This is a genomic window from Salegentibacter sp. BLCTC (assembly GCF_015143665.1).
Taxonomy (GTDB): domain Bacteria; phylum Bacteroidota; class Bacteroidia; order Flavobacteriales; family Flavobacteriaceae; genus Salegentibacter; species Salegentibacter maritimus.
Genome location: NZ_WYEW01000006.1, coordinates 22,635 through 46,703 on the forward strand (window position 1 = coordinate 22,635; position 24,069 = coordinate 46,703).

29 protein-coding genes and 1 pseudogene are annotated in these 24,069 nt (G+C 34.8%); 21 read left to right on the forward strand and 9 right to left on the reverse strand.

The window, feature by feature from the left end; genetic code table 11:
- Positions 1-256: 256 nt before the first annotated feature.
- Positions 257-958 carry a TIGR02117 family protein gene (locus GUB10_RS08075; RefSeq protein WP_227740349.1) on the forward strand — a complete coding sequence of 234 codons (702 nt, stop codon included), beginning with the start codon at positions 257-259 and terminating at the stop codon, positions 956-958.
- Between the two features lie 20 nt (positions 959-978).
- Here GUB10_RS08075 and rimO read toward each other — a convergent pair whose 3' ends face one another.
- The gene (gene rimO, locus GUB10_RS08080; RefSeq protein ID WP_193710939.1) at positions 979-2,328 is read right to left on the reverse strand and encodes a 30S ribosomal protein S12 methylthiotransferase RimO; all 1,350 of its coding nucleotides are present in this window, start codon (positions 2,326-2,328) and stop codon (positions 979-981) included.
- Positions 2,329-2,890: 562 nt separating this feature from the next.
- Here rimO and GUB10_RS08085 point away from each other — a divergent pair.
- From GUB10_RS08085 to GUB10_RS08105, 6 genes are all read left to right on the forward strand, one after another.
- The gene (locus tag GUB10_RS08085) at positions 2,891-4,027 is read left to right on the forward strand and encodes a P1 family peptidase (RefSeq protein ID WP_193710940.1); all 1,137 of its coding nucleotides are present in this window, start codon (positions 2,891-2,893) and stop codon (positions 4,025-4,027) included.
- Between the two features lie 130 nt (positions 4,028-4,157).
- Positions 4,158-4,646 carry a hypothetical protein gene (locus tag GUB10_RS08090; protein WP_193710941.1) on the forward strand — a complete coding sequence of 163 codons (489 nt, stop codon included), beginning with the start codon at positions 4,158-4,160 and terminating at the stop codon, positions 4,644-4,646.
- Positions 4,647-4,837: 191 nt separating this feature from the next.
- The gene (locus tag GUB10_RS16040; protein ID WP_255527999.1) at positions 4,838-4,966 is read left to right on the forward strand and encodes a hypothetical protein; all 129 of its coding nucleotides are present in this window, start codon (positions 4,838-4,840) and stop codon (positions 4,964-4,966) included.
- A 24-nt stretch (positions 4,967-4,990) separates the two neighbouring features.
- Positions 4,991-5,515 (forward strand): ankyrin repeat domain-containing protein, encoded by a 525-nt coding sequence (locus tag GUB10_RS08095; protein ID WP_370591081.1) that lies wholly within the window; start codon positions 4,991-4,993, stop codon positions 5,513-5,515.
- Between the two features lie 16 nt (positions 5,516-5,531).
- Complete coding sequence (locus GUB10_RS08100) at positions 5,532-6,953, forward strand: amidohydrolase family protein (protein WP_193710942.1); 1,422 nt, start codon at positions 5,532-5,534, stop codon at positions 6,951-6,953.
- 165 nt (positions 6,954-7,118) lie between these two features.
- Positions 7,119-7,949, forward strand: a complete 831-nt coding sequence (locus GUB10_RS08105; protein ID WP_193710943.1) for an alpha/beta hydrolase — start codon at positions 7,119-7,121, stop codon at positions 7,947-7,949.
- A gap of 30 nt (positions 7,950-7,979) precedes the next feature.
- Here the strand turns inward: GUB10_RS08105 and GUB10_RS08110 are convergent, their stop codons facing one another.
- Complete coding sequence (locus GUB10_RS08110; protein WP_193710944.1) at positions 7,980-8,342, reverse strand: helix-turn-helix domain-containing protein; 363 nt, start codon at positions 8,340-8,342, stop codon at positions 7,980-7,982.
- Between the two features lie 150 nt (positions 8,343-8,492).
- Between GUB10_RS08110 and GUB10_RS08115 the strand changes: the two genes are divergently transcribed.
- The 14 genes and pseudogenes from GUB10_RS08115 (at position 8,493) to GUB10_RS08180 (ending at position 20,072) form a co-directional block, all read left to right on the forward strand.
- Positions 8,493-9,419: a ClpXP adapter SpxH family protein gene (locus GUB10_RS08115; RefSeq protein WP_193710945.1), complete on the forward strand. Its 927-nt coding sequence runs from the start codon at positions 8,493-8,495 to the stop codon at positions 9,417-9,419.
- 3 nt (positions 9,420-9,422) lie between these two features.
- Positions 9,423-10,049, forward strand: a complete 627-nt coding sequence (locus GUB10_RS08120) for a chloramphenicol acetyltransferase (protein ID WP_193710946.1) — start codon at positions 9,423-9,425, stop codon at positions 10,047-10,049.
- Between the two features lie 224 nt (positions 10,050-10,273).
- Positions 10,274-11,728, forward strand: coding sequence for a transporter substrate-binding domain-containing protein (locus GUB10_RS08125; RefSeq protein ID WP_193710947.1), 1,455 nt, complete (start codon positions 10,274-10,276; stop codon positions 11,726-11,728).
- A gap of 158 nt (positions 11,729-11,886) precedes the next feature.
- Entirely contained in the window at positions 11,887-12,798 is a 912-nt protein-coding gene (locus tag GUB10_RS08130; protein WP_193710948.1) for a hypothetical protein, read from the forward strand.
- Positions 12,799-13,171: 373 nt separating this feature from the next.
- The gene (locus tag GUB10_RS08135; RefSeq protein WP_193710949.1) at positions 13,172-14,173 is read left to right on the forward strand and encodes a DNA-binding protein; all 1,002 of its coding nucleotides are present in this window, start codon (positions 13,172-13,174) and stop codon (positions 14,171-14,173) included.
- Position 14,174: 1 nt separating this feature from the next.
- Positions 14,175-14,609 (forward strand): type II toxin-antitoxin system death-on-curing family toxin, encoded by a 435-nt coding sequence (locus tag GUB10_RS08140; RefSeq protein WP_193710950.1) that lies wholly within the window; start codon positions 14,175-14,177, stop codon positions 14,607-14,609.
- Between the two features lie 499 nt (positions 14,610-15,108).
- The gene (locus GUB10_RS08145) at positions 15,109-15,453 is read left to right on the forward strand and encodes a hypothetical protein (protein WP_193710951.1); all 345 of its coding nucleotides are present in this window, start codon (positions 15,109-15,111) and stop codon (positions 15,451-15,453) included.
- A gap of 189 nt (positions 15,454-15,642) precedes the next feature.
- Complete coding sequence (locus tag GUB10_RS08150) at positions 15,643-16,404, forward strand: YafY family protein (protein ID WP_193710952.1); 762 nt, start codon at positions 15,643-15,645, stop codon at positions 16,402-16,404.
- A 3-nt stretch (positions 16,405-16,407) separates the two neighbouring features.
- The gene (locus GUB10_RS08155) at positions 16,408-16,881 is read left to right on the forward strand and encodes a GyrI-like domain-containing protein (protein ID WP_193710953.1); all 474 of its coding nucleotides are present in this window, start codon (positions 16,408-16,410) and stop codon (positions 16,879-16,881) included.
- Complete coding sequence (locus GUB10_RS08160) at positions 16,874-17,302, forward strand: DUF1801 domain-containing protein (protein WP_193710954.1); 429 nt, start codon at positions 16,874-16,876, stop codon at positions 17,300-17,302. The genes GUB10_RS08155 and GUB10_RS08160 overlap by 8 nt, the downstream gene beginning before the upstream one ends.
- 655 nt (positions 17,303-17,957) lie before the next feature.
- A complete protein-coding gene (locus tag GUB10_RS08165; protein ID WP_193710955.1) occupies positions 17,958-18,773 on the forward strand; it encodes a helix-turn-helix domain-containing protein in 816 nt (271 codons plus the stop codon).
- 79 nt (positions 18,774-18,852) lie between these two features.
- Positions 18,853-19,350: a VOC family protein gene (locus GUB10_RS08170; RefSeq protein ID WP_227740350.1), complete on the forward strand. Its 498-nt coding sequence runs from the start codon at positions 18,853-18,855 to the stop codon at positions 19,348-19,350.
- A 63-nt stretch (positions 19,351-19,413) separates the two neighbouring features.
- Positions 19,414-19,707, forward strand: a pseudogene (locus tag GUB10_RS08175) (type II toxin-antitoxin system HigB family toxin); the annotation flags it as partial.
- Positions 19,704-20,072, forward strand: a complete 369-nt coding sequence (locus GUB10_RS08180) for a type II toxin-antitoxin system HigA family antitoxin (protein WP_193710956.1) — start codon at positions 19,704-19,706, stop codon at positions 20,070-20,072. The pseudogene GUB10_RS08175 and the gene GUB10_RS08180, both read left to right, overlap by 4 nt.
- Positions 20,073-20,214: 142 nt before the next feature.
- On the opposite strand, the gene GUB10_RS08185 is transcribed toward GUB10_RS08180, so the two are convergent.
- The 7 genes from GUB10_RS08185 to rpmB form a co-directional block, all read right to left on the reverse strand.
- On the reverse strand, positions 20,215-21,075 hold the full coding sequence (locus GUB10_RS08185; protein ID WP_193710957.1) for an aminotransferase class IV: 861 nt from the start codon (positions 21,073-21,075) through the stop codon (positions 20,215-20,217).
- Between the two features lie 233 nt (positions 21,076-21,308).
- On the reverse strand, positions 21,309-21,590 hold the full coding sequence (locus GUB10_RS08190; RefSeq protein WP_193710958.1) for a hypothetical protein: 282 nt from the start codon (positions 21,588-21,590) through the stop codon (positions 21,309-21,311).
- Complete coding sequence (locus tag GUB10_RS08195; protein ID WP_193710959.1) at positions 21,591-21,971, reverse strand: amidase family protein; 381 nt, start codon at positions 21,969-21,971, stop codon at positions 21,591-21,593.
- 257 nt (positions 21,972-22,228) lie between these two features.
- Entirely contained in the window at positions 22,229-23,182 is a 954-nt protein-coding gene (gene ftsY / locus GUB10_RS08200) for a signal recognition particle-docking protein FtsY (protein ID WP_193710960.1), read from the reverse strand.
- Between the two features lie 136 nt (positions 23,183-23,318).
- Positions 23,319-23,471 (reverse strand): DUF4295 domain-containing protein, encoded by a 153-nt coding sequence (locus GUB10_RS08205; protein ID WP_193710961.1) that lies wholly within the window; start codon positions 23,469-23,471, stop codon positions 23,319-23,321.
- A gap of 6 nt (positions 23,472-23,477) precedes the next feature.
- On the reverse strand, positions 23,478-23,660 hold the full coding sequence (gene rpmG, locus GUB10_RS08210; protein WP_029034962.1) for a 50S ribosomal protein L33: 183 nt from the start codon (positions 23,658-23,660) through the stop codon (positions 23,478-23,480).
- 21 nt (positions 23,661-23,681) lie between these two features.
- Positions 23,682-23,921, reverse strand: a complete 240-nt coding sequence (gene rpmB / locus GUB10_RS08215; protein WP_037320239.1) for a 50S ribosomal protein L28 — start codon at positions 23,919-23,921, stop codon at positions 23,682-23,684.
- Positions 23,922-24,069: the final 148 nt, after the last annotated feature.

A 24,069-nucleotide genomic window follows, 5' to 3' on the forward strand; every position in this document is an offset into this window, starting at 1 on the left:
TCTCGTTACTTAATTGAATTAAAAATGCTCCTGCCCTTTGTAAGGGAAGGTGGCTTCTTCTGCGATAGCGGAAGAAGTCGGAAGGGTTTAATTTTATTAGAATTTAGTTCAAAAAAATATTTTTCAGCTAAAAATTATCGAAACTCACAATATTCGTGGATTTGTGGCAACTTTTCAGGTTTCGAATAATACCGCCGTTTTCCATCTTAATGTAAAGCATTAAAAGTGCTTACTAAAGATTGGTTTATCTTAAAACATGAAAATTCAATACCTTAAACCTATGAAACAAGCTTTACGCTACTTCTTCAAATTCCTTTTAATCCTTTTATCGCCGGCTTTATTTTATCTGGTGATGGTATTAATTGGCTCGCTAATTCCTGTGAATTCTAATCCCGAAACTAAAAACTCAAAAATTAATATTTATCTCTATAAACAGGATATGCACACCGATATTCTACTACCGGTAAAGTCAGACATTATACAATGGAACAGGATTTTTAAACCGCAACATACACTATCAAATCCGCAAAATTCTGAATTTATAGGGTTTGGTTGGGGTGATCTCAATTTTTACAGAAACACCCCGCGATGGGAAGATCTAAAACTGGATGTGGCTTTTAAAGCGCTTTTTCTAAGATCTCAAAGTGCATTGCACACTCGCTTTTATCAAAAAATACCGGCTTCCAATAACCTGGTAAAAATTTCAGTTTCAGAAGATGAATACAACAAGCTAGTTGAATATATTTTAAAAACTGTAAAAGCAGAAAACAAGCAAGAAATACTGCCTATTTCAGGTTTACACTATTATAGAAATGATGCGTTTTATTCAGCTGAAACTTCTTTTAACCTTTTTAAAACCTGCAATACCTGGACGAATTCTGCATTAAAAGCAGCCGGACTTAAAGCCTGTTTTTGGACACCTTTTCCGCAGGGCATATTTTTTCAGTATAGAGATTGAAAGTTACCGGTTTACGAACTTTACATCGTTTTCACTTTCAATTCTTTTCTTACCGGTTTTGGTGCTTCGTGTATTGGTTCGGCATAAAGGTCAAAGTCGGCCGCATCGGTTACTTTTACTTCATAGAATTCGCCTGTTTTAAGATATATGGAAGTAGCATCTATCAATACTTCGTTATCTACATCGGGCGAATCAAATTCGGTTCTACCTACAAAATAATTCCCTTCCTTTCTATCGATTACCACTTTAAAAACCTGCCCTATTTTTTCCTGATTTAACTCCCAGGAAATCTGACTTTGAATTTCCATAATCTGGTTGGCACGGTCTTGTTTAACCTCTTGCGGAACATTGTCTTCCAAATTATAAGCATGCGTATTTTCTTCGTGAGAATAGGTAAAACAGCCTAAACGCTCAAAACGCATTTCTTCTACCCAGGCCTTCATTTCTTCAAATTGCTCTTCGGTTTCACCGGGATATCCTACAATAAGTGTAGTTCTAATGGCCATTTCAGGAACATACTTCCTAAAATCTCTTAGCAGTTTTGTAGTTTTCTCGCTCGTGGTTCCCCGGCGCATAGATTTCAATAGTTCAGTATTGATGTGCTGTAACGGAATATCTATATAATTACAAACTTTAGGCTCACGCTTCATCACATCCAGCACATCCATTGGGAAACCGGTTGGAAATGCATAATGCAAACGAATCCACTCAATTCCGTCAACTTTCACCAGATTTTCAAGCAATTCGGCCAGATTGCGTTTTTTATAAAGGTCAAGTCCGTAATAGGTCAAATCCTGCGCGATTAGGATTAGTTCTTTTACGCCATTGGCGGCAAGTTTTTTAGCCTCTGTAACCAAATCTTCAATTGGAGTCGATTTATGGCCACCGCGCATTAGCGGAATAGCGCAGAAAGAACAGGGCCTGTCACAACCTTCGGCAATTTTAAGATAAGCGTAATTCTTAGGCGTAGTTGTTAAACGTTCACCCAATAACTCGTGCTTATAATCGGCTTCCAGGGCTTTTAATAAGCCGGGAAGCTCGGTAGTTCCAAAATACTGGTCTACATCAGGAATTTCTTTTTGCAAATCGGGTTTGTAGCGCTCGCTTAAGCAACCGGTAACAAAAACCTTATCTACTTCCCCCTGTTGTTTTTGACCTACATATTCAAGGATGGTATTAACCGATTCTTCTTTGGCATTGTCTATAAATCCACAGGTATTAATCACCACAATATTTCCGTCTTGCTCGTGCACTACGTCTTTATTGTTACCTTTAAGTTGACCCATCAACACTTCACTGTCGTACACATTCTTACTGCAACCCAGGGTTACTACATTAATACGGTTCTTCTTTATCGACTTTGTCCTCATAATAATATTGTTTTCTAAAAGCTGCTCTATAACTTTTATTCGTCAAGCTGAACTTGGTTCAGCTTCTAATATGACTCCATTACGAACAACCTAGATCCTGAAACAAGTTCAGGATGACGTATAGATGAAGTCTGAAAAAATTTTAAACAGCTAATTAAAAGCGGGTGCAAAGATACAATGTATAATTTGAACTACAGCAGGTTAATATTGAAAGGAATAACTTCTTCATTCACATTTTCCTTCCTTGTTATTTCCACTTGAATCCTAGTTAGTTTTAATCTGCCCTTCATTTCTTTTGCTCGTCCAAAAGAAACGAAGCAAAGAAAAAGACGCCTTTTTCAAGGAATTTTTTGTCAAAATGCCAAAAACCGTGACCAAAACCCCGCGGATGCCCGATTGAAAAATCGACCATCCTGAATCTCGGGGTTTTGTTCACATATTCTGCGAAAAAGGATGTACAAAATTAGGCCATTAAAGAAAACCCTTCTAATGATTTCTAAAATTACCATTCTATTTATTTTGTAACTTTCCACATTATCAAAATTTAAGAGTCAAATTATCAATGAAAAAATCCCTCCTCCTACTCACTTCGCTATTCTTTTTTATGTTGAATGTGCTAAACGCCCAGCAGCGTGTAGAGGAGATTCCGCTTAAAATTGGGGTTATGCAATCTGGAACCTTAAACGCGATTACCGATGTTGAGGGTGTAAAAGTGGGGCATACTACGCTTATAAAAGGCGATTCGGTGCGAACAGGCGTTACAGCTATTCTTCCGCACGGCGAGAATATTTTTCAGCAAAAAGTACCCGCAGCGGTTTTTGTGGGAAATGGCTTCGGAAAACTGGCAGGCAGTACCCAAATTAACGAGCTCGGCAACCTGGAAACTCCTATTATCCTTACCAACACTTTAAATGTTCCAACCGCTATGGATGCGGTGATAAAATATACACTCAACCTGCCTGAAAATGAAGATGTGCGTTCGGTAAACGCTGTGGTGGGCGAGACTAATGATGGTTATTTAAATGATATTCGTGGGCAACATGTGAAAAAGGCCGATGTAATTTCAGCGATTGAGAATGCGAAAAACGGTTCAGTTACTGAAGGAAATGTTGGTGCCGGCACAGGCACCATCGCTTTTGGTTATAAAGGCGGAATTGGCACGGCTTCCCGAAAACTACCGGAGAGCCTGGGCGGTTACACCCTGGGAGTGCTTGTACAAAGTAATTTTGGTGGGGTCTTGCAAATTGCCGGGGTTCCGGTGGGGCAAAAGCTGGGCAATTACAGTTTTAGCAATAATTTACAGAATAATGTAGACGGTTCCTGTATGATAGTAGTGGCCACCGATGCACCTTTAAGCAACCGAAACCTGGAACGCCTGGCAAAACGAGCTTTCCTGGGCTTGGGAAAAACCGGTGGTATTGCTTCCAATGGTAGTGGCGATTATATAATTTCCTTTTCTACCGCCAAAGAAATGAGAATCCCTTATAAAATAGAGAACAAAACCTTAACACAAAAAGTAGTGCCCAACGATTTGATGTCGCCATTGTTTATGGCAGCTATTGAAGCTACCGAAGAAGCCATTTTAAACTCTCTGTTTATGGCTGAAACCACCACCGGTTTTAAAGGTCGAACCATAAAAGCCCTGCCTAAAGAGGAAGTCGTAAAACACTTAAAAAAAGCCGGTGTGATGGAGGAATAAGCTTTTAAAATAAAAGAAAAATAATAGGCCCTTTAAGTTACGCTTACCCAATCACCTATATTTCCACAAATAATATTGATATTTAAAGCAACCTTTTTTATGTCGTAACATCTAATATTAAACACCTATTATGAAAAAACCATTAATAATTTTACTACTATCCATTTTAGTTTCAGCTTGTTCAAAATCTGATGATAATGGTATTGACTGTCACCTTTTTGACCCTGAATTTCCCAGTTTATATATTAAAATAGTAGATGATAATGGGAGTAATTTAATTGAAACCGGTACTATTAATCCCGATAGCATTTCGGTAGAAGGAAGTTTTTCTGGAGCCAATTTTTTTTATATACCGGCCTATGAATCTTTACCCCCCGATTCGGAGATTAGAAAATATGATAACACACTCTCACTATATATACCCAGAGAAGAAAACTTTACATATCGAATACATATAAATGATTCTACCTCATTTGATCTTGATTTTAAAGCAAAATTCACTGAAATACCTTGTGGAGTATCATATTATTTACCAACTGAAGTCTCTTCCGAAGGCGAGAATCTGGAAATAATTAGGGAAGAATTTGAATTAAGTTCTCTTGTAGAAGTTGAATTATAAAAAGTCCCTAAGTTAGAGTTTACTGAAAATATAGATTTTACAGCTAGGATACAAAAGTTTAAGTATTCATTAGATTAACCATAGAAACTATTTTTTATTCAGGAAAAAACTTTGACATATATCAATGCTTTTCCGGTTTAGCAATAAGATATTTGTATTTACTGTAGACAATTAAAAATTAGTTGTAGGTAATGAAAAATATTTGTGCTGCTTTTTGCTTCGTTTTTTTGGGACTTTTAAACGGGCTTGGACAACAACCAATAAACCATAAAATGGACGAGGAATTCATTAAAGCCGCGAAAACCAACGACATTAAATAACTTCAAGATTTCTTAAAAAAAGGGGTGAATATTGATGCCCGAGATGCTCATAAAAGAACAGCCTTAATGCTGGCAACTTATGAGAATAATATAGCTGCTTCTGAATTACTGATAAAGGCAGGAGCCAACGTAAATACACAGGACTACCGATTGGAAAGTCCGTTTCTTCATGCAGGGGCCAAAGGATATCTCAAAATTCTAAAGGCCTGTCTTGCCACCGGTAAAGTTAATTATATGGTATTAAACCGGTATGGGGGCACTGCACTAATCCCGGCCTGTGAAAGAGGGCATATAGAAGTAGTACAGGAATTATTAAAAATAAGTGACTATCCTATAGATCATATCAACAACCTAGGTTGGACTGCTTTAATGGAAGCTATCGTGCTGGGCCATGGTGGCAAAACACATACACAAATTGTACAATTATTGGTAAACGCCGGCTGTGACGTTAATATTCCAGACAAAGACGGTATTACCCCACTTCAGCATGCGAAAAAAAGTGGCTACAAAGATATTGTAAGTATCCTGAAAGAAGCGGGAGCAAAATAAAAACTATAAAGCATTTATGAAAACAATTTATTTACTTCTAATTGGCAGCTTAATTCTCACTTCCTGCAAGCAGGAAAAGGAAACCAGAACATTTGATATTCTTATCAAAGACGCTAATATTGTTAATACTGAAACCGGTGAGATTTTAAAAAAGCAAAGTATAGGTATTATAGCAGACACTATTGCAAAAATAGCGGCCGTAGACCAGTCTATAAATTGGAAGGCTAATCAAACAGTACAGGCCAAAGATAAATATGTAATTCCGGGATTATGGGATATGCACATACATTTTGGAGCAGACAGTCTTATAGACGAAAATAAAAATATGTTACCGCTTTATTTGGCAAACGGGGTAACCACCGTAAGGGATTGTGCCGCCGATATAAGTCCGTCTGTATTAAAATGGCGAAAACAAATTGAAGATGGAGAACTTGAAGGCCCCAATATTTTTACTGCAGGACCAAAACTAGAAGGAAAAAATTCTATTTGGCCCGGCGATTTGGAAATCGAAAATGAAAAAGAATTAACCATAGCTTTAGATTCTTTAGATAAGCTTCAGGTAGATTTTGTAAAAATAACAGACAACGCCTTAACTCCCGACCTATTTCTAAAAAGCCTCAAAAAAGCAACGCAAAGAGGTTATAAGACTTCAGGACATATTCCTTTTTCGCTATCAATTAACGAAGTTTCTATGGCCGGATTAAGCAGCATTGAGCATATGAGCTATATGCTAAAAGCAGGCTCTGCCAGGGAATTGGAGGTTATTGAAAAGTATAAAAATAACGAGATAGATTATGCTACCGCAAATACTATTATAAATGAAAGTTTTGACGAAACCACGGCCGTAACTAAATACAGGCAATTAGCTAAAAACGGTACAGCGATTGTCCCTACCCTTATTGGAAATAAAATCATCTCATATTGGGATAAAGACCAACATGTAGATGACCCTGAATTACAATATATTGGCCCCGGAATTATAGAAACTTATCAATGGCGGGTAGATAGGGTTAAAAATGCATCAGCAGAAGCTATAGAAGCCCGTCACAAAAGATACCAAAAATTAATAGGTTTAATACCTTTAATAAAAGAGTCTGGTATGCCCATTATTGCCGGTACCGACGCCGGGTTTTTAAACTCCTATATTTATCCCGGCTTTGCCTTGCACGACGAACTAGAAATTTTTCAGGAAGCGGGACTAACAGCATTGGAAGCCCTGCAAACTTCAGTCGTTAACGGGCCTAAGTATTTTGGGGTTTCAGATAAATATGGAAGTGTAACAGAAGGCAAAATAGCAAATCTTTTAATCCTTAACAGCAACCCTATTGAAGATATTAAGGCTACAAAAGATATTAACCGACTTATAAAGAAAAACAAGGTTTACAATAAAACAGACTTAGAAAATATGCTTCAAGAGGTAAAAGAACTTTATAATTAGTGAATAGTATTTGGGTGTAAATTGGGCAGGTACCGATGAACTTTTAGTTTCTAATTGAAATATTTATATTTACCTGAACAACAAATCAGTACTAAACTTACAAGCACATCTAGAGGACCTCTCTCTAATTGTAATTAAGCTTTAGCATTCAATTTTAACTAAAATATGAAACAAAGCATCTTCATTCTAGCCCTGGTGTTCTTTACAGGGGTATCTTTTGGGCAATCATTGCCTAAAAAAATAAGTGAACAGGATTTTTCCATTGGAAAATCGGTTGAAATTGAATCTGCAGTTTTAGACGAAACAAGAAACTTAAACATCTATTTGCCTTTAAGTTATTCAAAAGACAGCCTTAAGACTTATCCTGTAATTTATTTGCTTGATGGTTCTAAGGATGAAGATTTTATACATATTTCGGGAATTGTTCAATTTGGGTCTTTTTCCTGGATAAATATGATTCCGGAGTCAATTGCGGTAGGTATCGGGAATGTAGATAGAAAAAGGGATTTCACATCGCCTTCCCAAAACAAACTGGATCAAAAAGAGTTTCCAACTTCCGGGAAATCCGAAAACTTTATCACTTTTCTGGAAAAAGAATTACAGGCATTTATGGATGCTAACTACCGAACAGCCGGAACCAAAACCCTTATAGGACAATCGCTTGGCGGACTTTTAGCTACGGAAATATTGTTTAAAAAGCCTGAGCTATTCGACAACTACATTATTGTAAGCCCCAGCTTATGGTGGAATGATGAAAAACTCCTAAACGAAGAACTTACCCCCTACACTTCTAAGAAATCAATTTATATAGCCGGCGGAAAAGAAGGGGAAGTAATGCAACGCACCGCTAAAGAATTGTTTGATAAGTTAAAAGCGAAGAAAACCGAAAATACCAGCGTATTCTACGAGTTTTTGGAAGACAAAACGCACGGAGACGCATTACATATCGCGGTTTACAATGCATTTGAAAAAATATTTAGAACCCAAACAGATTAAAAAAGCCTAAAGTAGCTAGCCGAATAAAACCTACTTTGTATTAAGTATAGATTTTCGGTAGGCTATCCCCCAATTGGCCAAACCATCGATAATTGGCGAAAGGGTTTTGCCATATTCTGTGATGGCATATTCTACCGTTACAGGCTTTGTATCTTTAACCGTTCGGCTTACCAGACGGTTTATTTCCAAATCCCGAAGTTCTTTTGAAAGCATTTTTGTTCCAATTCCATCTACTTCCCTAAGCAAATCCATAAAACCCAATTTGCTTCCTTCCATTAGCGTCCCAAGAATATGAAACTTCCATTTCCCCGACAAAATACTCATAGCATCACTTATAGCCTGCATTCTTACCTGGCAAATTGGAGTATTATTGATTTCTGCTTTTTTCTTCATTTTACAATTAGTTTAAAAGTGATAGTTTCTAAAAGGAAACTACTTTCCAAAAGGAAATGAATATCAAGAATACAAAATGTTTCCCATAGATTTGAACCAGATTTCTAAAAATTTATATCAGCCCTGCTTAAACCCTATTAATTAAAAAAAATGAAAGATTCTAAATCGGCTATAAACCCACTATTATGCGACCCTACAACCGGAATATGTGAAATACCGGGTATCGATAAAAATAAAGATGAGCAAAAAGTTTCTACAGATACTCCCAATAAAGTGCAAATTATCTATTTTACAGATCCAATTTGTTCCTCTTGTTGGGGTATAGAACCACAGCTTAGAAAGCTTAAATTAGAATATGGAGATTACGTTGATATAGCCTATAAAATGGGAGGTTTATTACCCGATTGGAATTACAATAGTGGTGGTATTAGTAAACCTTCAGATGTTGCCGAACATTGGGATGAAGTAAGTATCTATTATGATATGCCTATAGATGGTGATCTATGGCTTGAGAACCCACTTCACTCTTCTTATCCCCCTTCCATTGCTTTTAAGGCCGCCCAATTACAGGATAATAAAAAAGCTATTTTATTTTTAAGAGCCTTAAGGGAAATGGTTTTTCTAGATAAAAAAAATATTACCCAATGGGAACATTTGGCGACTGCCGCTAAAAATGTAGGACTTGATGTGAGTTTATTAAAAACCGATTATGAAGGAAAGGCTAAACTTCTTTTTGAAAAAGACCTACATTTGGCCAGGGAATATGGCGTTAGAGGTTTTCCTAGCATATTTTTTATAGATAGTTTAGGCCAAAAAGAAATTGTTTACGGTGCAAGGCCCTATGAAATATTTGAAAAAGCACTTCTTAAAATTGAACCAGAGATTACTAAAAATGACTACGATAAGAATTGGAAGTCACTTTTCACTCAATTTAATTCCCTAACAGCCCGTGAGTTTTCAGAATTATCGGGCACTCCCAGAAATGAAAGCGAAGATTTTTTAAATAAGCTTGTTGAAGAAGAGCTTTTGGAAAAATTCAGTACTAAAAATGGGGCTATTTGGGCAAGAAAAAACTAAGGAATGAAAATTATAGATATTGAAAGCTGGAATAGAAAAGAACATTATCACTTTTTTTCTAAAATGGATTCTCCTTTCTTTGGGATAACCACAGAGGTAGACTGTAGTCTCGCCTATAAGAAAGCTAAAGAGAAAGGGCATTCCTTTTTTGCAACATATCTTCATAAATCTATGATTGCGGTAAATGCCGTAGAAGAATTAAAATATAGAATTGTGGATGATAAAGTTGTTGCCTTCCCTATTATTCACGCCGGCGCCACCATAGGAAGGGAAGATGGCACCTTCGGGTTTGTTTTTGTGAATTTTTCGAGTAACTTTCAAACCTTTAATACCCAATTACAGGAAGAAATTAAAGCAGTACATAATTCAACCGGATTACGGCTAAATAACGACGATTTAAACAAAGATCTAATTCGGCATTCCACCCTACCCTGGACTTCCTTTTCCGGCTTATTGCATCCAACCAATTTTAATAACAAAGAATCTGTTCCGAAAATCACCTTCGGAAAGTTTAGCATAAGAGAGGGAAAGAAATATTTACCCGTTTCAATTGAAGCCCATCATGGCTTGGTAGACGGCCTGCATTTGTCCAGATACTTGCAGGAATTTCAACTACAACTTGATACCTAGCAGGAATAACCGCATGACTTATAAAAAATTTCAAGCAGAATTAAATTTGCAGAAAGATAAAAGCTATTTTAAAAAGAACTTTAACTATAATTCAACTAAAGCGTATTAGAAACCCCCTGATTGTTTTCATTTATACTCTGAATTAAACCTAAAAAAAACAGCACTTACATATATTTTTAACAAAAATCAATGCAATTTGTTCATTTCTTTGTATTTTAAAGAACATGAATATAAAAAGAAGCGTTTTTTCCTTTATTGTATTAGTATTTTTATCTGGTTGTTCTCAAGTATCCAAAGATGCCAATGATGGCCTAAGCGCACTTAAGCCGGATACCAAACCCTATAAAGTCTCAAAAGATCTTAAAGCCATTAAAGAAGATGGGGTTTTACATGCAATCACCATTTACAATTCCACGAGCTATTTTTTATATAAAGGAATGCCAATGGGGTTCGAATATGAATTGTTATCGCGCCTGGCTGAAAATTTAGACCTGGAGCTAAAAATAACTGTTGCCGAAGATATAGACGATTTATTTGATATGCTAAACAATGGCGAAGGAGATTTAATTGCTTATGGCCTTACCATTACCGAACCCAGGAAAAACCTGGTAAGCTTCACAGAAAATCATTATGTAACCCACCAGGCTTTAGTGCAACGAATGCCCGATAATTGGCGATCTATGCCCGGTTATAAAATAGATAAGCAGCTTATTTCAAACACGCTAGAGCTAATAGATAACCCCGTATGGGTGAGGGAGAATTCTTCTTATGCCGAAAGGCTGCAAAACCTACAAAATGAAATTGGCGGCGATATTCCCATAGAATATATTGAGGGTAATATCACTACCGATGAGATTATTAAAATGGTAGTAGACGGTAAAATTGATAGAACCGTGGCCGATTACAATATTGCGTCTATTAACAAAACCTATTACCCGATACTTAATATCAAGACCCGGGTTTCGTTTTCCCAGCGTATAGCCTGGGCGGTACGGCAAAATTCCCCCAACCTGCTAAAGGCCATAAATACATGGATTAACAAAGAGAAAAAATTAGACGATTATTATGTAATTTATAATAAGTACTTTAAAAATACCAGGTCTAATAGAACCAGGATAAAGAGTGATTTTTACAGCAAAAACGGAAATAAGATTAGTAAATACGATGCTATTATTAAAGAAAACGCAGCAAGATTAGGCTGGGACTGGCGTTTTCTTTCCTCGCAGGTATACCAGGAATCCAGGTTTAACCCCAAAGCAAAATCATGGGCAGGTGCCACAGGACTTATACAATTAATGCCTGCCACCGCCAAAGAAATTGGAGTTAGCAATAATTATAACCCCGAACAAAATATTAAAGGCGGCGTAAAGTATTTAGAAAGGATGCGTGGCAATTTTGAAAGCGTAGAAGATTCTATTCAAAAGATAAAATTCACGTTGGCTGCTTTTAATTGCGGAGCCGGCCATGTTTTTGACGCGATGCGACTGGCGGAAAAAAACGGTAAAAACCCCAATATTTGGGATAAAAATGTAGAAGAATATATCCTGAAATTAAAGGATAAAAAATACTACCAGGACGAGGTAGTAAGACATGGTTTTGTAAGAGGCACCGAACCCTACAACTATGTAAAAGATATATTTTTACGCTATAAGCATTATAAACAGTTTATTGAAGAATAAACTATACTTCCCGGTCTACAATAGCCGCCTTTACGGTTTTTCACATTCTTAATTTGTATTATTGGTTTATATTTAGCAAAACATTGGTTTATCCTAATAAATTTACTCTTAAAAGGCTATATTAAGCGGTATAAACTGAGTTGCCCACAATTTAAAAAATGCGAACACTAATAATAATTCTAGTTCTAATTGTAACTTCCTGCAAGAGAAATGATCAAAAGGCTTATAAGACTGAAAAACCAAAATATGAAAAGATAAAAAATTCAGAATTTGAATTGATTAATTCAGATAAACAAAATGGACTATTGATTCTATTTCCCTGTTTGCCTTGTGATGCTCAAAACACATTTTCAGAATTCAAAATTGAAGAAATAAGTGTGAAAAATGGATTTTCTGTTTTGGCTATGAATTTTAATCAACGTCTATTCTTAAATCAGTCGGAAAAACAACAATTGACTAAAAAATTAGAAAAAATAATTTCAGAAAATAATTTATCTAAGGAGAACATTTTTATCGGTGGATTTTCAAGTGGTGGAAATGTTAGTTTGTTAATCAGTGATTATCTTATTGAAAACCAAAGTCAAGTCCAACCAAAAGGTGTTTTCGTGGTAGATTCACCTATTGATCTTTTAGCACTTTATAATACAGCTCAAAAAAACTTGAAAATGAACTTTTCTGAAGCGTCACTTCAAGAAGCTAATTGGATAAAAAAATATTTTGACAAAGAGTTTGGAAATCCTGAAAACGGAATTGACAATTATGAAAAGTACTCCCCTTTTACTCTCGAAACACAAAATATAAATAACCTAGTAAATCTTAAAGATATTAAAGTCAGATTTTATACGGAACCTGATTTAGAATGGTGGAAAGAAAACAGAAAAAACGACTACGAAGACTTAAATGCCTTTTATCTCAAAAAGCTATCAAGGAAATTAAAATTTGAATTCGAAAATAAAAATATCGAACTTATAGAAACAGAAAATAAAGGCTATCGCGCAAATGGAGAAAGACATCCACATTCTTGGAGAATCGTAGATAAAAAAGATTTGATTAAATGGATGACGGAGTAAAAACTGTGGGCAACACCATATATAAAAAATAGCTACGTTTTTTCAAAATCGAAAAATTCGGTATATTTGGTAAGTCGCCAAATCTTTTGATTTGCCTTTTGAAAAGTAAAGATAAAATCAAAGTGCAAAAGTTTTGGCTTGTTTTATGGCGGAAAATTAATCACTAATTTCAACGCTACTTTTCATATACAAAAACGTTGTGTGCAAGCTTAAAAAGAAGCTTCGAACTATCAATTTCACATAAAACTATATTAACTTTACACGGAAATACTTGGTAAGCACTGTGTTTATCAACAAAAAACCGGAGTTATCAACAACCAACCCGCACAGATGCGGGTTGGTGAGCGAAAAGTTATTAACAAAATTTGGAAAAATGAAAGATTTAACTTCTTCAAATATAGATAGACAGAACGTATTAAATAATATAACTGTTCTTGAGAATCTTAGAAGCTATCTAGGAGTACCTGGAATGCTTTTTCAAGAGGAATATAAATATACAAAACAACAAATTTCTGAATTTTATCAAATTGATGTTGCCACAATTGAACGATACCTTGAAAATAATGAGAATGAACTTAAACATAATGGTTATACAGTATTAAAAGGAAAAAATTTAAAAGAGTTCAAAAAGGAATTTAGACATATTTTAAATTTATCAAGTAATACTGCTCACTTGGGAGTTTTCAACTTCAGATCATTTTTAAATTTAGGAATGTTATTAGTTGAAAGTGAAATTGCCAAAGCCTTAAGAAGTAAAATTCTAGATATTGTAATTGATAGTTTAAATGAAAAGGCTGGAGGATCTACAAAATATATAAATCAGAGAGATGAAGATTTTTTAAACACAATTTTAAAAGAACCTCATTATAGAAAAGAATTTACCAACGCACTCAACCTCTACTTAGATCTCGGTAATTTCAAATATCCAGTTTACACAAGTAAAATCTATGAATGCATTTTCAAAGAGAATGCTACCGAGTATAAAAAAATCTTAAATTTAAGTGAAAAGGATAATGCAAGGGATACGATGTATTCTGAAGTTCTAAAATTGATTGCCTCTTTTGAGAATGGTCTGGCACACGAAATGAAAAAAAGGTCAGAATCTTTAGAAAGAAAATTAAAAAAACATGAGATGGATGAACTACTAAATGAGTTTTCGATTCATCCATTATTTAAACCATTAATAGAAGATGCCAGAATTAAAATGGCCAGTAGAGATTATGGATTTAGAAAAGTTTTCCATGAAAATCTAAAAAACTATATCAGTACTATTTCCCAATCCGATTTTGAAAGATTTTTAGGAGAGAAAAGTAAAGCTCTTGAAGAAAGAATTGAGGAAAATATTGATGTATTTAAAAGACTGAAAAATAGATAAAATGGCATTCATTTATTTTGATTTTCATTATGCAGTTAAAGAACACGATTATATAATAGAACATTCTGGAGGTTTACATGGAGCAAAAGATTTAGGACTACTTCAAGCTACTTTAGAATTTGTACAAGATGACAATTATTATCCTGAAATAGAGGACAAAGTTTCTTACTTGTTCTACTCAATCAATAAAAATCATGCTTTTAACGATGGTAATAAGCGTTCTTCTATTGTATTAAGCGCCTATTTCTTAGAATTAAATGGATTAGATCACATCGTTTCTTTATACATGGAAATGATGGAAAATATTGCAGTGGACGTAGCAGATAATATTATTGATAGAGACCTGCTAAAAGAAATCATTACAGCAATAATCTATGATCAAGAATTAAGCTACGAGTTAAAACTTAAAATTATCAATGCTAAAACTAGAGAATAGTTTTAAGCCAGCTCATAACACCGCTTCATCGCAAATAACGGTTTTTGAATTAAAAAGTGTAATTTTAGAAACCAAGTAAGAAAAGGTTAAGCCGACAAATCCGTCTCCCCTAATCCGCTACTTGCGTTAGAACATTGAATCCAGCGAAAATCAACCTTTTAAGGTTCAAAATTTGGTTAAAATGTAACGTTTTTCTAGAAAATCAACTAATAACTTAGAAATAAGAGTTGAAATAAATTTATATAAACAATTAGAAAACAATCAAAGACATTAAATTAAAACGAAAATGGCTAGAATATTAAAATCAAAAAACACTCATCTCCTAATTTTTCTAATCATATTCGTAATTGCATTCTTAATATTCAGTACTATATTTTCAGATTGGGAGCATTTCAAAGCAGGCCTCTTTGGTTACTAAACTATTTTTAATAATTGTATTAGTATTCTAGAATTCACTCTTGAAGCTGAAATAGTTGGGTGGAAAAATCCTCATTAAATAATGATAAACACTATATTTAAAATTGAATCCAACCAAATTAAATTTATCAATTCCATATTTGGAAGAGAAAAAATAATTGTCAATGGACAGGAAAAATCAAATAAATATTCTCTTTCTGGAACAGATCATAACTTTAAAATAAAAGAAGACGATTTTTCAATAATATCAAGTTACAAGCAATTTGATATGAAAGAAATAAAACTTAAAGTTTATAAAAATGGAGATCTTGTAGATACTAAGATATTAAAATTAAGCTTTAGACAATTATTTCCCTCGATAATAATTGGAGGGATTTTAGGAATAGCACTATATCAACTTCTTAAGTTCATAATCGAAACACTTTAAAAAAAGAGTTCAGATTAAAATTGTAAATGTTGCCACAGTATATAGCAACGGTTCATCGCCAATAGCCGGCAGCGTTAGAAAGAAAATAATTAACTTGACCAACAAATTAATACTAAGCCGACAAATCAGCATCCTTTACTCCGCCAACTGGCGATAAAGGAAACCGTTGTAAGCAAGCTGAAAAAACAAATGGATAAAGAAAAACCAAGACTTGCAAGATTGACAGCTATCCTAACCCAATTACAATCGAAAAGGATTGTAACCGCAAAGGATATTGCCGAAAAACATAATGTGAGTATCAGAACGGTTTATCGAGACATCCGAACTCTTGAGAAGTCGGGAATTCCAATCGTGACGGAAGAAGGAAAAGGTTATTCCATTATGGAAGGTTATAAACTTCCGCCCGTAATGTTTACCCAAGAAGAGGCTAACGCTTTAATAACATCAGAACAACTAATCAGAAAAAATAAAGACCAATCTTTAACCGAACAATACGAAAGTGCTGTCACAAAAATCAAGTCAGTCTTAAACTACGACCAAAAAGAAAAAGCGGAATTGCTTACAACCAGAATACAGGTACGCAATAACCGTGAGAACGAAAAAACAAGCAAATATCTAATACAACTTCAATCGACTATATCAAATTATCAAGCAATAAAAATTGATTACCTGTCATTGGAAAACAAGCAAAGTCAAAGAAAAATTGAACCGTTTGCACTTTACACTACACAGGACAATTGGATACTTATCGCCTTTTGTAAATTAAGAAATGACTTTAGAGCGTTTCGTCTTGATTGTATCCAAAAAATAGAAATCTTGGATGGTCATTTTGAACCACATAAAATGACTTTGCAAGAATACCTTGAAAAATGTAGTGAAAAATATAAGGGCACCCCTGACACACCTTTGGCACAAGGTCAATCTACTTTTGCATTAAATCATAAAGTTTAAAAAATGCAAACAGTAAAAATTGAACCTTTTAACATTATCGGAATCTCTATTAGAACGACAAACGAGAACGGACAGGCAAGTAAAGAAATTGCTGAACTTTGGGGTAAGTTTATGTCCGAGAGTGTTTTAGCAAAAATCCCTAACAAAATTGACAATGAAATTTATTCACTTTATACGGACTATGAAGGCGACCATACAAAACCGTATACTGCTATACTTGGTTGCAAAGTTGAAAATTTAGACAACATTCCCGACGGAATGGTTGGTAAATCATTTAGTGGAGGGACATACACCAAGACAACTGCAAAAGGAGACTTAATGCAAGGATTGGTCGTTAACGAATGGTCTAAAATATTTGAAATGGAATTGGACAGAACCTATGATGCCGATTTTGAGATTTTCGGGGAAAAAGCACAAAATCCTTCTGATGCGGAAGTAGATTTCTATGTAGGTATAAAACAAGAAACGAATGGGTAAACTAACCTTAAAGACAGACCCAAGAGTAAATGAAGTTTTTGCGAATTATCCCGACTTTGTTCGGGGTAAATTGCAACATCTTCGGGAATTGGTAATAGAAACAGCGGAAGAAACCGAAGGTCTAACTGTTTTGGAAGAAACTTTGAAATGGGGAGAGCCCAGTTTTGTTACCAAAAACGGAAGTACTTTGCGAATGGATTGGAAAGAAAAAACACCTGACCAATATGCAATGTATTTCCAATGTACGAGTAGATTAGTTAATACTTTCAGGTTAGTCTTTGACGACAAATTTCAATTCGAAGGAAAACGAGCAATCGTCTTTCAATTAAACGAAAAAATTCCTGAATTAGAATTAAAGGAATGTATAAGAGCATCTTTGATTTATCACAATGTAAAAGAACAGATTACTTTGGGAATTTGAAACTAAATAAAGAAAGTCAGTGGCTAAAAATGTATATAAAAAATAGGCGATATAGAAATAAAATAAAGGATTTTGGCTCGTATCAAATTTTGTTCTTAACTGAAAGCTTAATACTTCGAAATCGCTTACTTTTCATATACTAAGCGTTAGGCAACATTTGAAAAATGACTTCTAACTTTTATGTTACAATATGTTAATTTAATAGTAATTATTAACATGTAATAACATAACAATTATCCATAACATGTTATTTTATGTTACATTTATTACAATTTTGAAAAGAAGTAAGATGTTTATTGCGAGTTGAAAACGAAAAAAATCCGGGTTTCCGTAAAATTCTAGTCGACTTAAATGAACTTATAGAAGAAGTTTATATTTCACCTTTTGCTTATGAAGCAGGTTTATACGAAATAGTTGAATTTTTGAAAGAAAAACATAAACTAAACTACAAGGTAAAAATGTGTGGAATTAATGATTCTTGGTTGTAAAAAACTTCCGCTAACAGCGATTAACGAGGCCTATATGCGGTATTCAAGAAAATCAATAAATCAGAACTCCAAACCACAAAACAACAAGCCGACTACTCCGCGTGCTAGTTTCTGCACTGGCGGTAACCACAGCCTTTGTGCGTCACTCTAAGAAACACCCATTCTAAATGAACTATCAGACATATAAGCCTCATAAAGATCTAGAATCAATAGTCAAATTTTATTGGACATTGGAAGTTCCTTTTGACCCGAAAAATCAAAAACAAAAAATCGTGCCTGATGGATGTATAGAAATGACTTTCAATTTTGGCGACAAGATTAAAAGGTTCACTTCGGAAACAGAATTTATCCTTCATCCCAATGCTATGGTAATGGGGCAAAGAACAAAATCATTTAATATATTACCTGTTGGTAATGTTGACTCTCTGGCAATCTGCTTCTATCCTATTGGATTTGCAAATTTCGTAAAAACACCCCTTGAAAACCTGGTTGACAAGGAAATACCTATTTCAGAACTTTTCGAGCAATCAGAAGCCTATGAACTAGAGCAACAAATAATTCAAGCTATTGACACTCAAAAAAGAATTGATACTATTGAAAACTTTCTTCTGAAAAAACTAAATGAAAAAAATACGATTAGTAATATCGTGAAATCAACCGTTAATACTCTTCTCAAAACAAACGGAACAACTCCCATCAATGTTCTTTTAAAAGAAGACATTTCAAAAAGAAGACAGCTTGAAAGGCATTTTAAAAAACAAATTGGTATTAGCCCAAAACAGTTATCTAAAGCCATTCGACTGCAAGCCACTTTAAATTTGATGCTCAACAAAAAATCAGAAACACTTACAGACATTGCTTACGAGAATGAATATTTCGACCAAAATCATTTCATAAAAGATTTTAAAGAACTTGTTGGAGTAACTCCAAAGCAGTTTTTAGGCAATGAAAACATGACTCTATCTTCACTTTTCTACAAATAAATTTTGTAGTGTCGCATTTCTACTATTTTGACTTTTTGCCTACTTGTAACTTTACAATTGAATTAAAATTAGCGCATCAATGGAAGCCAAAGGAATAATTTTATCATCGTTGGTTTCTGCAATTTGTTTTGTTTTATACACCAATTCAGGCAAGACAAATTCTCAAGCAATGGGAAAAGATACTTTAACAAATTTAAAAGCAAAAAATATGAAGAGTTACATTTCAATGTTTGAAATTCCAGCAACCGATATTTCAAGAGCAATTAATTTTTACCAGGCATTGTTAGACATCAAAATAGAGAAAATGGATGTTGAAGGAATGCAAATGGGAATATTACCTTATGAAGAACAAATGGTAACAGGTATCATAATTCAGGCAGACGGATACGAGCCATCTGCAGGTGGAGTTACAATGTATTTAAACGCAGGAGAAAATCTCCAAGTAGTCCTTGACAGAGTAGAAAAAAATGGCGGACAAATCCTGGTACCTAAAACAGCTCACGCAGACGAAAGTGGATATTTTGCTATATTCCTTGATTCCGAAGGAAATAAGATGGCTCTTAACTCTCCAAAATAACTGAGAAAAGAATAGAGCGAACACACAACTTTGTATCATAAAATCGTTAGCCTTTAATTTCACAAAAGAACTTTACGTGAATTTTGGGAAAAACATTCCGATTCCGAGCAATATTTAAAGACCTGGTATGATACAGTAAAATCATCAAACTGGAAATCACCAAATGATATTAAGAAAACGTACATAAATGCAAGCATTCTAAAGGATAACAGAGTAATTTTCAATGTTAAAGGAAATTCCTATCGATTGATTGTAAAATTCAACTATGATAGAAAATGGGCGTTTATACGATTTGTGGGAACTCACGCTGAGTATGACAAAATAAATGCGTACACGATTTACTACAAAAGGCTATGAAAATAAAACCTATAAAAACAAAAAAAGATTACGAACAGGCTTTACAACGATTAGAAGTGATTTTTGATGCCGACTCATCTTCAAAAGAAGGAGATGAAGCAGAAATCTTATCACTCTTAATCGAGAATTACGAAAACCAACATTACCCAATTGAAGCTCCAGATGCAATAGAAGCTATAAAAATAAGAATGGAAGAAATGAATCTTAAACAAAAAGATTTAGTAGGAATCATTGGTGGAAAAAGCAGGGTTTCAGAGATTCTCAATAAAAAGAAAAGATTGACGGTAGATATGATTAGAGAATTAGAACGGGTTTTACATATTTCCGCTTCCGTTCTTGTGAAGAATTATCAGCTATCGAAGTAAAAAAAAGGCAAAAAAGAACTGAGCTAACTTCCAGTTAAATTATCTCATTTTTGATAAAAAATTTTCATCAAAATAAGGCAATCCTGTTTTAGAAGCTTCTACCTAGCTAAAACATCCGCCAACCAAAAAATATAAACAAAATCTACCTCCTTGTTCTCTTAATAAAAACTTCCTGTAGTTTTTTGGTAAGGCTGTCTTTTCGGGTTATACAAACTTTTTTATTATGGCGGGTAATAGAGCTTACGGGAATAATTTGGGTGGTGGTACCGGTAACGAAAACTTCTTCTACTTCTACCAATTCATCAAAATGTACAGCTTTTTCAATCACTTTAATATTTAAACTGGCGCAAATATTAATAACTTCGGCGCGAGTTATGCCCGATAAAATTTCAGGACCTTCGGGATGCGTATACACCACACCATACTTTACAAAAAACAGACTGGAATGTGAACCTTCGGTAAAATACCCGTTACGCAGCAGTAAATTCTCATAAAATCCGGCTGAAATAGCCGCCTCATTTGCCATTACATTCGCCAGTAAGGCAGTAGACTTAATATCACATCTATGCCAACGTTTATCTTCGCTTGCCATCACATGCCAGGTCTTTTTTTCAAAACCTTCTAAAGTTACTTTAAAGGCATACAATAAAATACTGGTTTCAATCTTTTCGGGAATAAAATGACTTCTGGGCCCCGCCCCCCTACTTACCTGGATATATACCGCAGCATCGGCATTGTTCAAGCCGGCCCGGTCTATGGCTTCTAACATTAACTCTTCTAGACTAAAAGCATTAAAAGTTATTTGTATTTGGTCTAGAGAATATTGTAAACGCTTAAGATGCTCCTTTAGTTTAAAACCTTTTCCTTTATAGAAAGGGGTCACCTCATAAATACCATCACCAAACATAAACGCACGGTCAAAAACCGAGACAAAAGCTTCATCGGGCTTTAACCACTTTCCGTTTAAATAAACCTCTTTAGGATACTTTTTTTCAGGTTTCATAGTAATAAATTTGTTCTCCGTAAAAAATCATAATGTAAAATGGTCGTCATCCTGAACCTGCCCGACAGTGCAGACGGGCTTGTTTCAGAGCCTGCTCCTAAATTTATTCGGAGATCTAAGTTGAGTGTATCGTACTGTTATGTTAGATTCCCGAAAAAATCGGGATAAAGTCTGAAATAACTCAGCATGACGATTTGTTCTTGATTTTGATCTTATGAGTAAACCGGACATATTTAACTAAAATACTGATGCAATTGCTGCAACCATTGTATTTCGTAATAACGTACAATACTTATAACTATTACCCCGGCGGCTACATATATCCACGAATAGCTATCTCGTTTTAACATAAGCCCTCCTACTACGGCAAAAATCACAAAAGGAATGGCCATAATAAGGTTGGGCAACGGCCATGCATCATTAAATAACACGGCTATAATTTTCATCGCGCCATAAAAAACACTGTAAAATAAAATAATCTTACTTATAAGTGCCTTTAAATTTCTTTGCTTCATTTACTCGTATTTTTTAGGAGATTTTCGGTATTTGGTAGCCTTTTCAAAAGCCAAAACCCCGGCAGTTGTTGCCATTTTCTTTGTGTTGATATTATCTTTAATCAATACCAGAATGCCGCAAATAGACCATTTTTTTTCAGAATTATTAAGCTTCTTATCCTTTCCTTTTACTTCTTCCAGCAAATTACGATTCAAAGAAACTACCGTATTTAAAGACAATTTATTTTTCCCATCACATTGCCCGATTCTGTATAAATAAAATAGAGAAAGCCCTTTGTAAGTGAGTTTCCCATTTTTTATAGCCGATTGGATTTCGGGGATATCCCTATCTAAAATAAATGCTTTTAGCCGGTTGTAATCATCTTTAGAAAATTGGGCCAAATCTTTGGTAAAAGGCGTCCATAAAGAGTCTTGAAAAATATTCCTGCTATCTAAAATTTTAAACTTCTTCTCATTCTCATCATTTTCCTCTTCAGTGGCATTTGCTTGCTCCAGGTTAGCATAAGGCTTTCTAACATCCTGCTCATTTCCGCAATAAATAAAAGCAGAAAATATAGCAGAGAAAAAGTTTTTTCATCTTTTCCAGAATTCTAAGCTGCCAAGACTTATCAATTATTTGAGTCTGGCCACAAGGACTCTTATTTTTTAAAGAAAGAGTCTACAAATTCATATTTATTAAAAACCTGTAGGTCTTCTATACCTTCCCCAACGCCAATATATTTTACCGGAATTTGAAATTGATCGCTTATACCTATTACCACACCACCTTTTGCTGTACCATCTAGTTTAGTAACCGCAAGCGAGGTCACCTCTGTAGCCGCTGTAAATTGTTTTGCCTGCTCAAAAGCGTTTTGCCCGGTAGAACCATCTAAGACCAATAATACCTCGTGAGGAGCATCGGGAACAACCTTTTGCATCACGCGCTTTACTTTGGTAAGCTCGTTCATTAAATTCACTTTATTGTGCAACCTCCCAGCGGTATCTATAAGTACCACATCGGCATCTTGTTTTACGGCACTTTGCACCGTATCAAAAGCCACAGAAGCGGGGTCACTTCCCATTTTTTGTCTTACGATAGGCACCTCGGTCCTATCTGCCCAAATTTGCAACTGGTCTATAGCGGCAGCCCTAAAGGTATCGGCAGCACCCAATACCACTTTTTTACCGGCACTTTTAAATTGATGCGCCAACTTACCGATGGTGGTTGTTTTCCCCACCCCATTTACACCAACTACCATAATAACATAAGGTTTTACATCGGGTAATTGAATATTGGCAGCCTCCCCATTTTCGGTTTCTGATAGCAAACCGGCAATTTCCTCGCGAAGTATTCTATTAAGCTCGTCGGTGCCCAGGTATTTATCCCTGGCCACACGATCTTCTATTCTATTAATAATTTTAACGGTAGTGGTAACACCAACATCGCTACTTACCAGCACGTCTTCCAGATCGTCTAAAACCTCATCATCTACTTTAGATTTACCGGCAACGGCCTTACTCATTTTAGACATAAAGCTGGTTTTGGTCTTTTCAAGACCTTTATCCAGATTTTCTTTTTTATCTTTTGAAAATATCTTTTTAAATAAACTCATTTTTGGAAGGTTTAAAATCAACAAATTCCGAAAGTTTGTTTCCGAAATTTCAAGTGGTAAATATACACAAAAAGAAAAAGCCGTCCAGAGATTATCCAGACGGCTTTATAAATGTTTTCAAGGTAGTTTGCTCGAATTACTTTTTCTTTAAAAAGTCGTTCACTTCTTCCGGAGCCATAATTTGTTCTACAAAAGTATAGGCACCAGACTTTGGAGATTTAACCATTTTTATTGCTTTGGTCAATCTCTTAGACCCTGTTTGTATCGATGCTACTGATTTCTTAGCCATAACTTATTATTTTATCTCTTTATGAACCGTCATTTTCTTAAGGATTGGATTAAATTTCTTTAATTCCATCCTGTCCGGTGTATTCTTTTTATTCTTGGTAGTAATGTACCTTGAAGTTCCCGGTTTCCCGGTAGCTTTATGCTCTGTACATTCTAATATAACCTGTACCCTGTTTCCTTTCTTTGCCATTGTAATGTGTTTTTATCAGGATTATTTTTTCAAAAATCCTTTTTCTCTCGCTTCTTTAATTACAGCAGAGATACCTTTTTTATTAATATCTTTAAGTGCAGATGTAGATACTTTTAAAGTGACCCATTTATCTTCCTCAGGAATAAAAAAACGTTTCTTTACTAAATTAGCATTAAATCTACGCTTGGTTTTATTCATAGCGTGAGAAACATTGTTCCCAACCATTGCTTTTTTACCAGTAAGTTCACAAACTCTTGACATTGCTCTATTCTTTTCTCGTTATTTCAAAACAGGCTGCAAATTAACGATTTTTTCACCTAACAAACAATATTAATTTGAAAAAAAATATCAGGTTTGCAATTTTTCTTCTTTCTTTGGGTTTCTTCAGCTAAAAGCCAGTGTTTACTTT

Excerpts from the sequence above, each read along its gene's own strand:
- GUB10_RS08110 (WP_193710944.1), bottom strand. The coding sequence starts at position 8,342 with ATGAAGAAAAAAGCAGAAATCAATAATACTCCAATTTGCCAGGTAAGA.
- GUB10_RS08075 (WP_227740349.1), top strand. The coding sequence starts at position 257 with ATGAAAATTCAATACCTTAAACCTATGAAACAAGCTTTACGCTACTTC.
- rimO (WP_193710939.1), bottom strand. The coding sequence starts at position 2,328 with ATGAGGACAAAGTCGATAAAGAAGAACCGTATTAATGTAGTAACCCTG.
- GUB10_RS08130 (WP_193710948.1), top strand. The coding sequence starts at position 11,887 with ATGCGAACACTAATAATAATTCTAGTTCTAATTGTAACTTCCTGCAAG.
- GUB10_RS08160 (WP_193710954.1), top strand. The coding sequence starts at position 16,874 with ATGGGTAAACTAACCTTAAAGACAGACCCAAGAGTAAATGAAGTTTTT.
- GUB10_RS08105 (WP_193710943.1), top strand. The coding sequence starts at position 7,119 with ATGAAACAAAGCATCTTCATTCTAGCCCTGGTGTTCTTTACAGGGGTA.
- ftsY (WP_193710960.1), bottom strand. The coding sequence starts at position 23,182 with ATGAGTTTATTTAAAAAGATATTTTCAAAAGATAAAAAAGAAAATCTG.
- GUB10_RS16040 (WP_255527999.1), top strand. The coding sequence starts at position 4,838 with ATGAAAAATATTTGTGCTGCTTTTTGCTTCGTTTTTTTGGGACTTTTA.
- GUB10_RS08120 (WP_193710946.1), top strand. The coding sequence starts at position 9,423 with ATGAAAATTATAGATATTGAAAGCTGGAATAGAAAAGAACATTATCAC.
- GUB10_RS08155 (WP_193710953.1), top strand. The coding sequence starts at position 16,408 with ATGCAAACAGTAAAAATTGAACCTTTTAACATTATCGGAATCTCTATT.
- GUB10_RS08140 (WP_193710950.1), top strand. The coding sequence starts at position 14,175 with ATGGCATTCATTTATTTTGATTTTCATTATGCAGTTAAAGAACACGAT.
- GUB10_RS08180 (WP_193710956.1), top strand. The coding sequence starts at position 19,704 with ATGAAAATAAAACCTATAAAAACAAAAAAAGATTACGAACAGGCTTTA.
- GUB10_RS08085 (WP_193710940.1), top strand. The coding sequence starts at position 2,891 with ATGAAAAAATCCCTCCTCCTACTCACTTCGCTATTCTTTTTTATGTTG.
- GUB10_RS08205 (WP_193710961.1), bottom strand. The coding sequence starts at position 23,471 with ATGGCTAAGAAATCAGTAGCATCGATACAAACAGGGTCTAAGAGATTG.
- rpmG (WP_029034962.1), bottom strand. The coding sequence starts at position 23,660 with ATGGCAAAGAAAGGAAACAGGGTACAGGTTATATTAGAATGTACAGAG.
- GUB10_RS08125 (WP_193710947.1), top strand. The coding sequence starts at position 10,274 with ATGAATATAAAAAGAAGCGTTTTTTCCTTTATTGTATTAGTATTTTTA.
- GUB10_RS08150 (WP_193710952.1), top strand. The coding sequence starts at position 15,643 with ATGGATAAAGAAAAACCAAGACTTGCAAGATTGACAGCTATCCTAACC.
- GUB10_RS08100 (WP_193710942.1), top strand. The coding sequence starts at position 5,532 with ATGAAAACAATTTATTTACTTCTAATTGGCAGCTTAATTCTCACTTCC.
- GUB10_RS08135 (WP_193710949.1), top strand. The coding sequence starts at position 13,172 with ATGAAAGATTTAACTTCTTCAAATATAGATAGACAGAACGTATTAAAT.
- GUB10_RS08115 (WP_193710945.1), top strand. The coding sequence starts at position 8,493 with ATGAAAGATTCTAAATCGGCTATAAACCCACTATTATGCGACCCTACA.
- GUB10_RS08090 (WP_193710941.1), top strand. The coding sequence starts at position 4,158 with ATGAAAAAACCATTAATAATTTTACTACTATCCATTTTAGTTTCAGCT.
- GUB10_RS08170 (WP_227740350.1), top strand. The coding sequence starts at position 18,853 with ATGGAAGCCAAAGGAATAATTTTATCATCGTTGGTTTCTGCAATTTGT.
- GUB10_RS08165 (WP_193710955.1), top strand. The coding sequence starts at position 17,958 with ATGAACTATCAGACATATAAGCCTCATAAAGATCTAGAATCAATAGTC.
- GUB10_RS08190 (WP_193710958.1), bottom strand. The coding sequence starts at position 21,590 with ATGAAGCAAAGAAATTTAAAGGCACTTATAAGTAAGATTATTTTATTT.
- rpmB (WP_037320239.1), bottom strand. The coding sequence starts at position 23,921 with ATGTCAAGAGTTTGTGAACTTACTGGTAAAAAAGCAATGGTTGGGAAC.
- GUB10_RS08185 (WP_193710957.1), bottom strand. The coding sequence starts at position 21,075 with ATGAAACCTGAAAAAAAGTATCCTAAAGAGGTTTATTTAAACGGAAAG.
- GUB10_RS08145 (WP_193710951.1), top strand. The coding sequence starts at position 15,109 with ATGATAAACACTATATTTAAAATTGAATCCAACCAAATTAAATTTATC.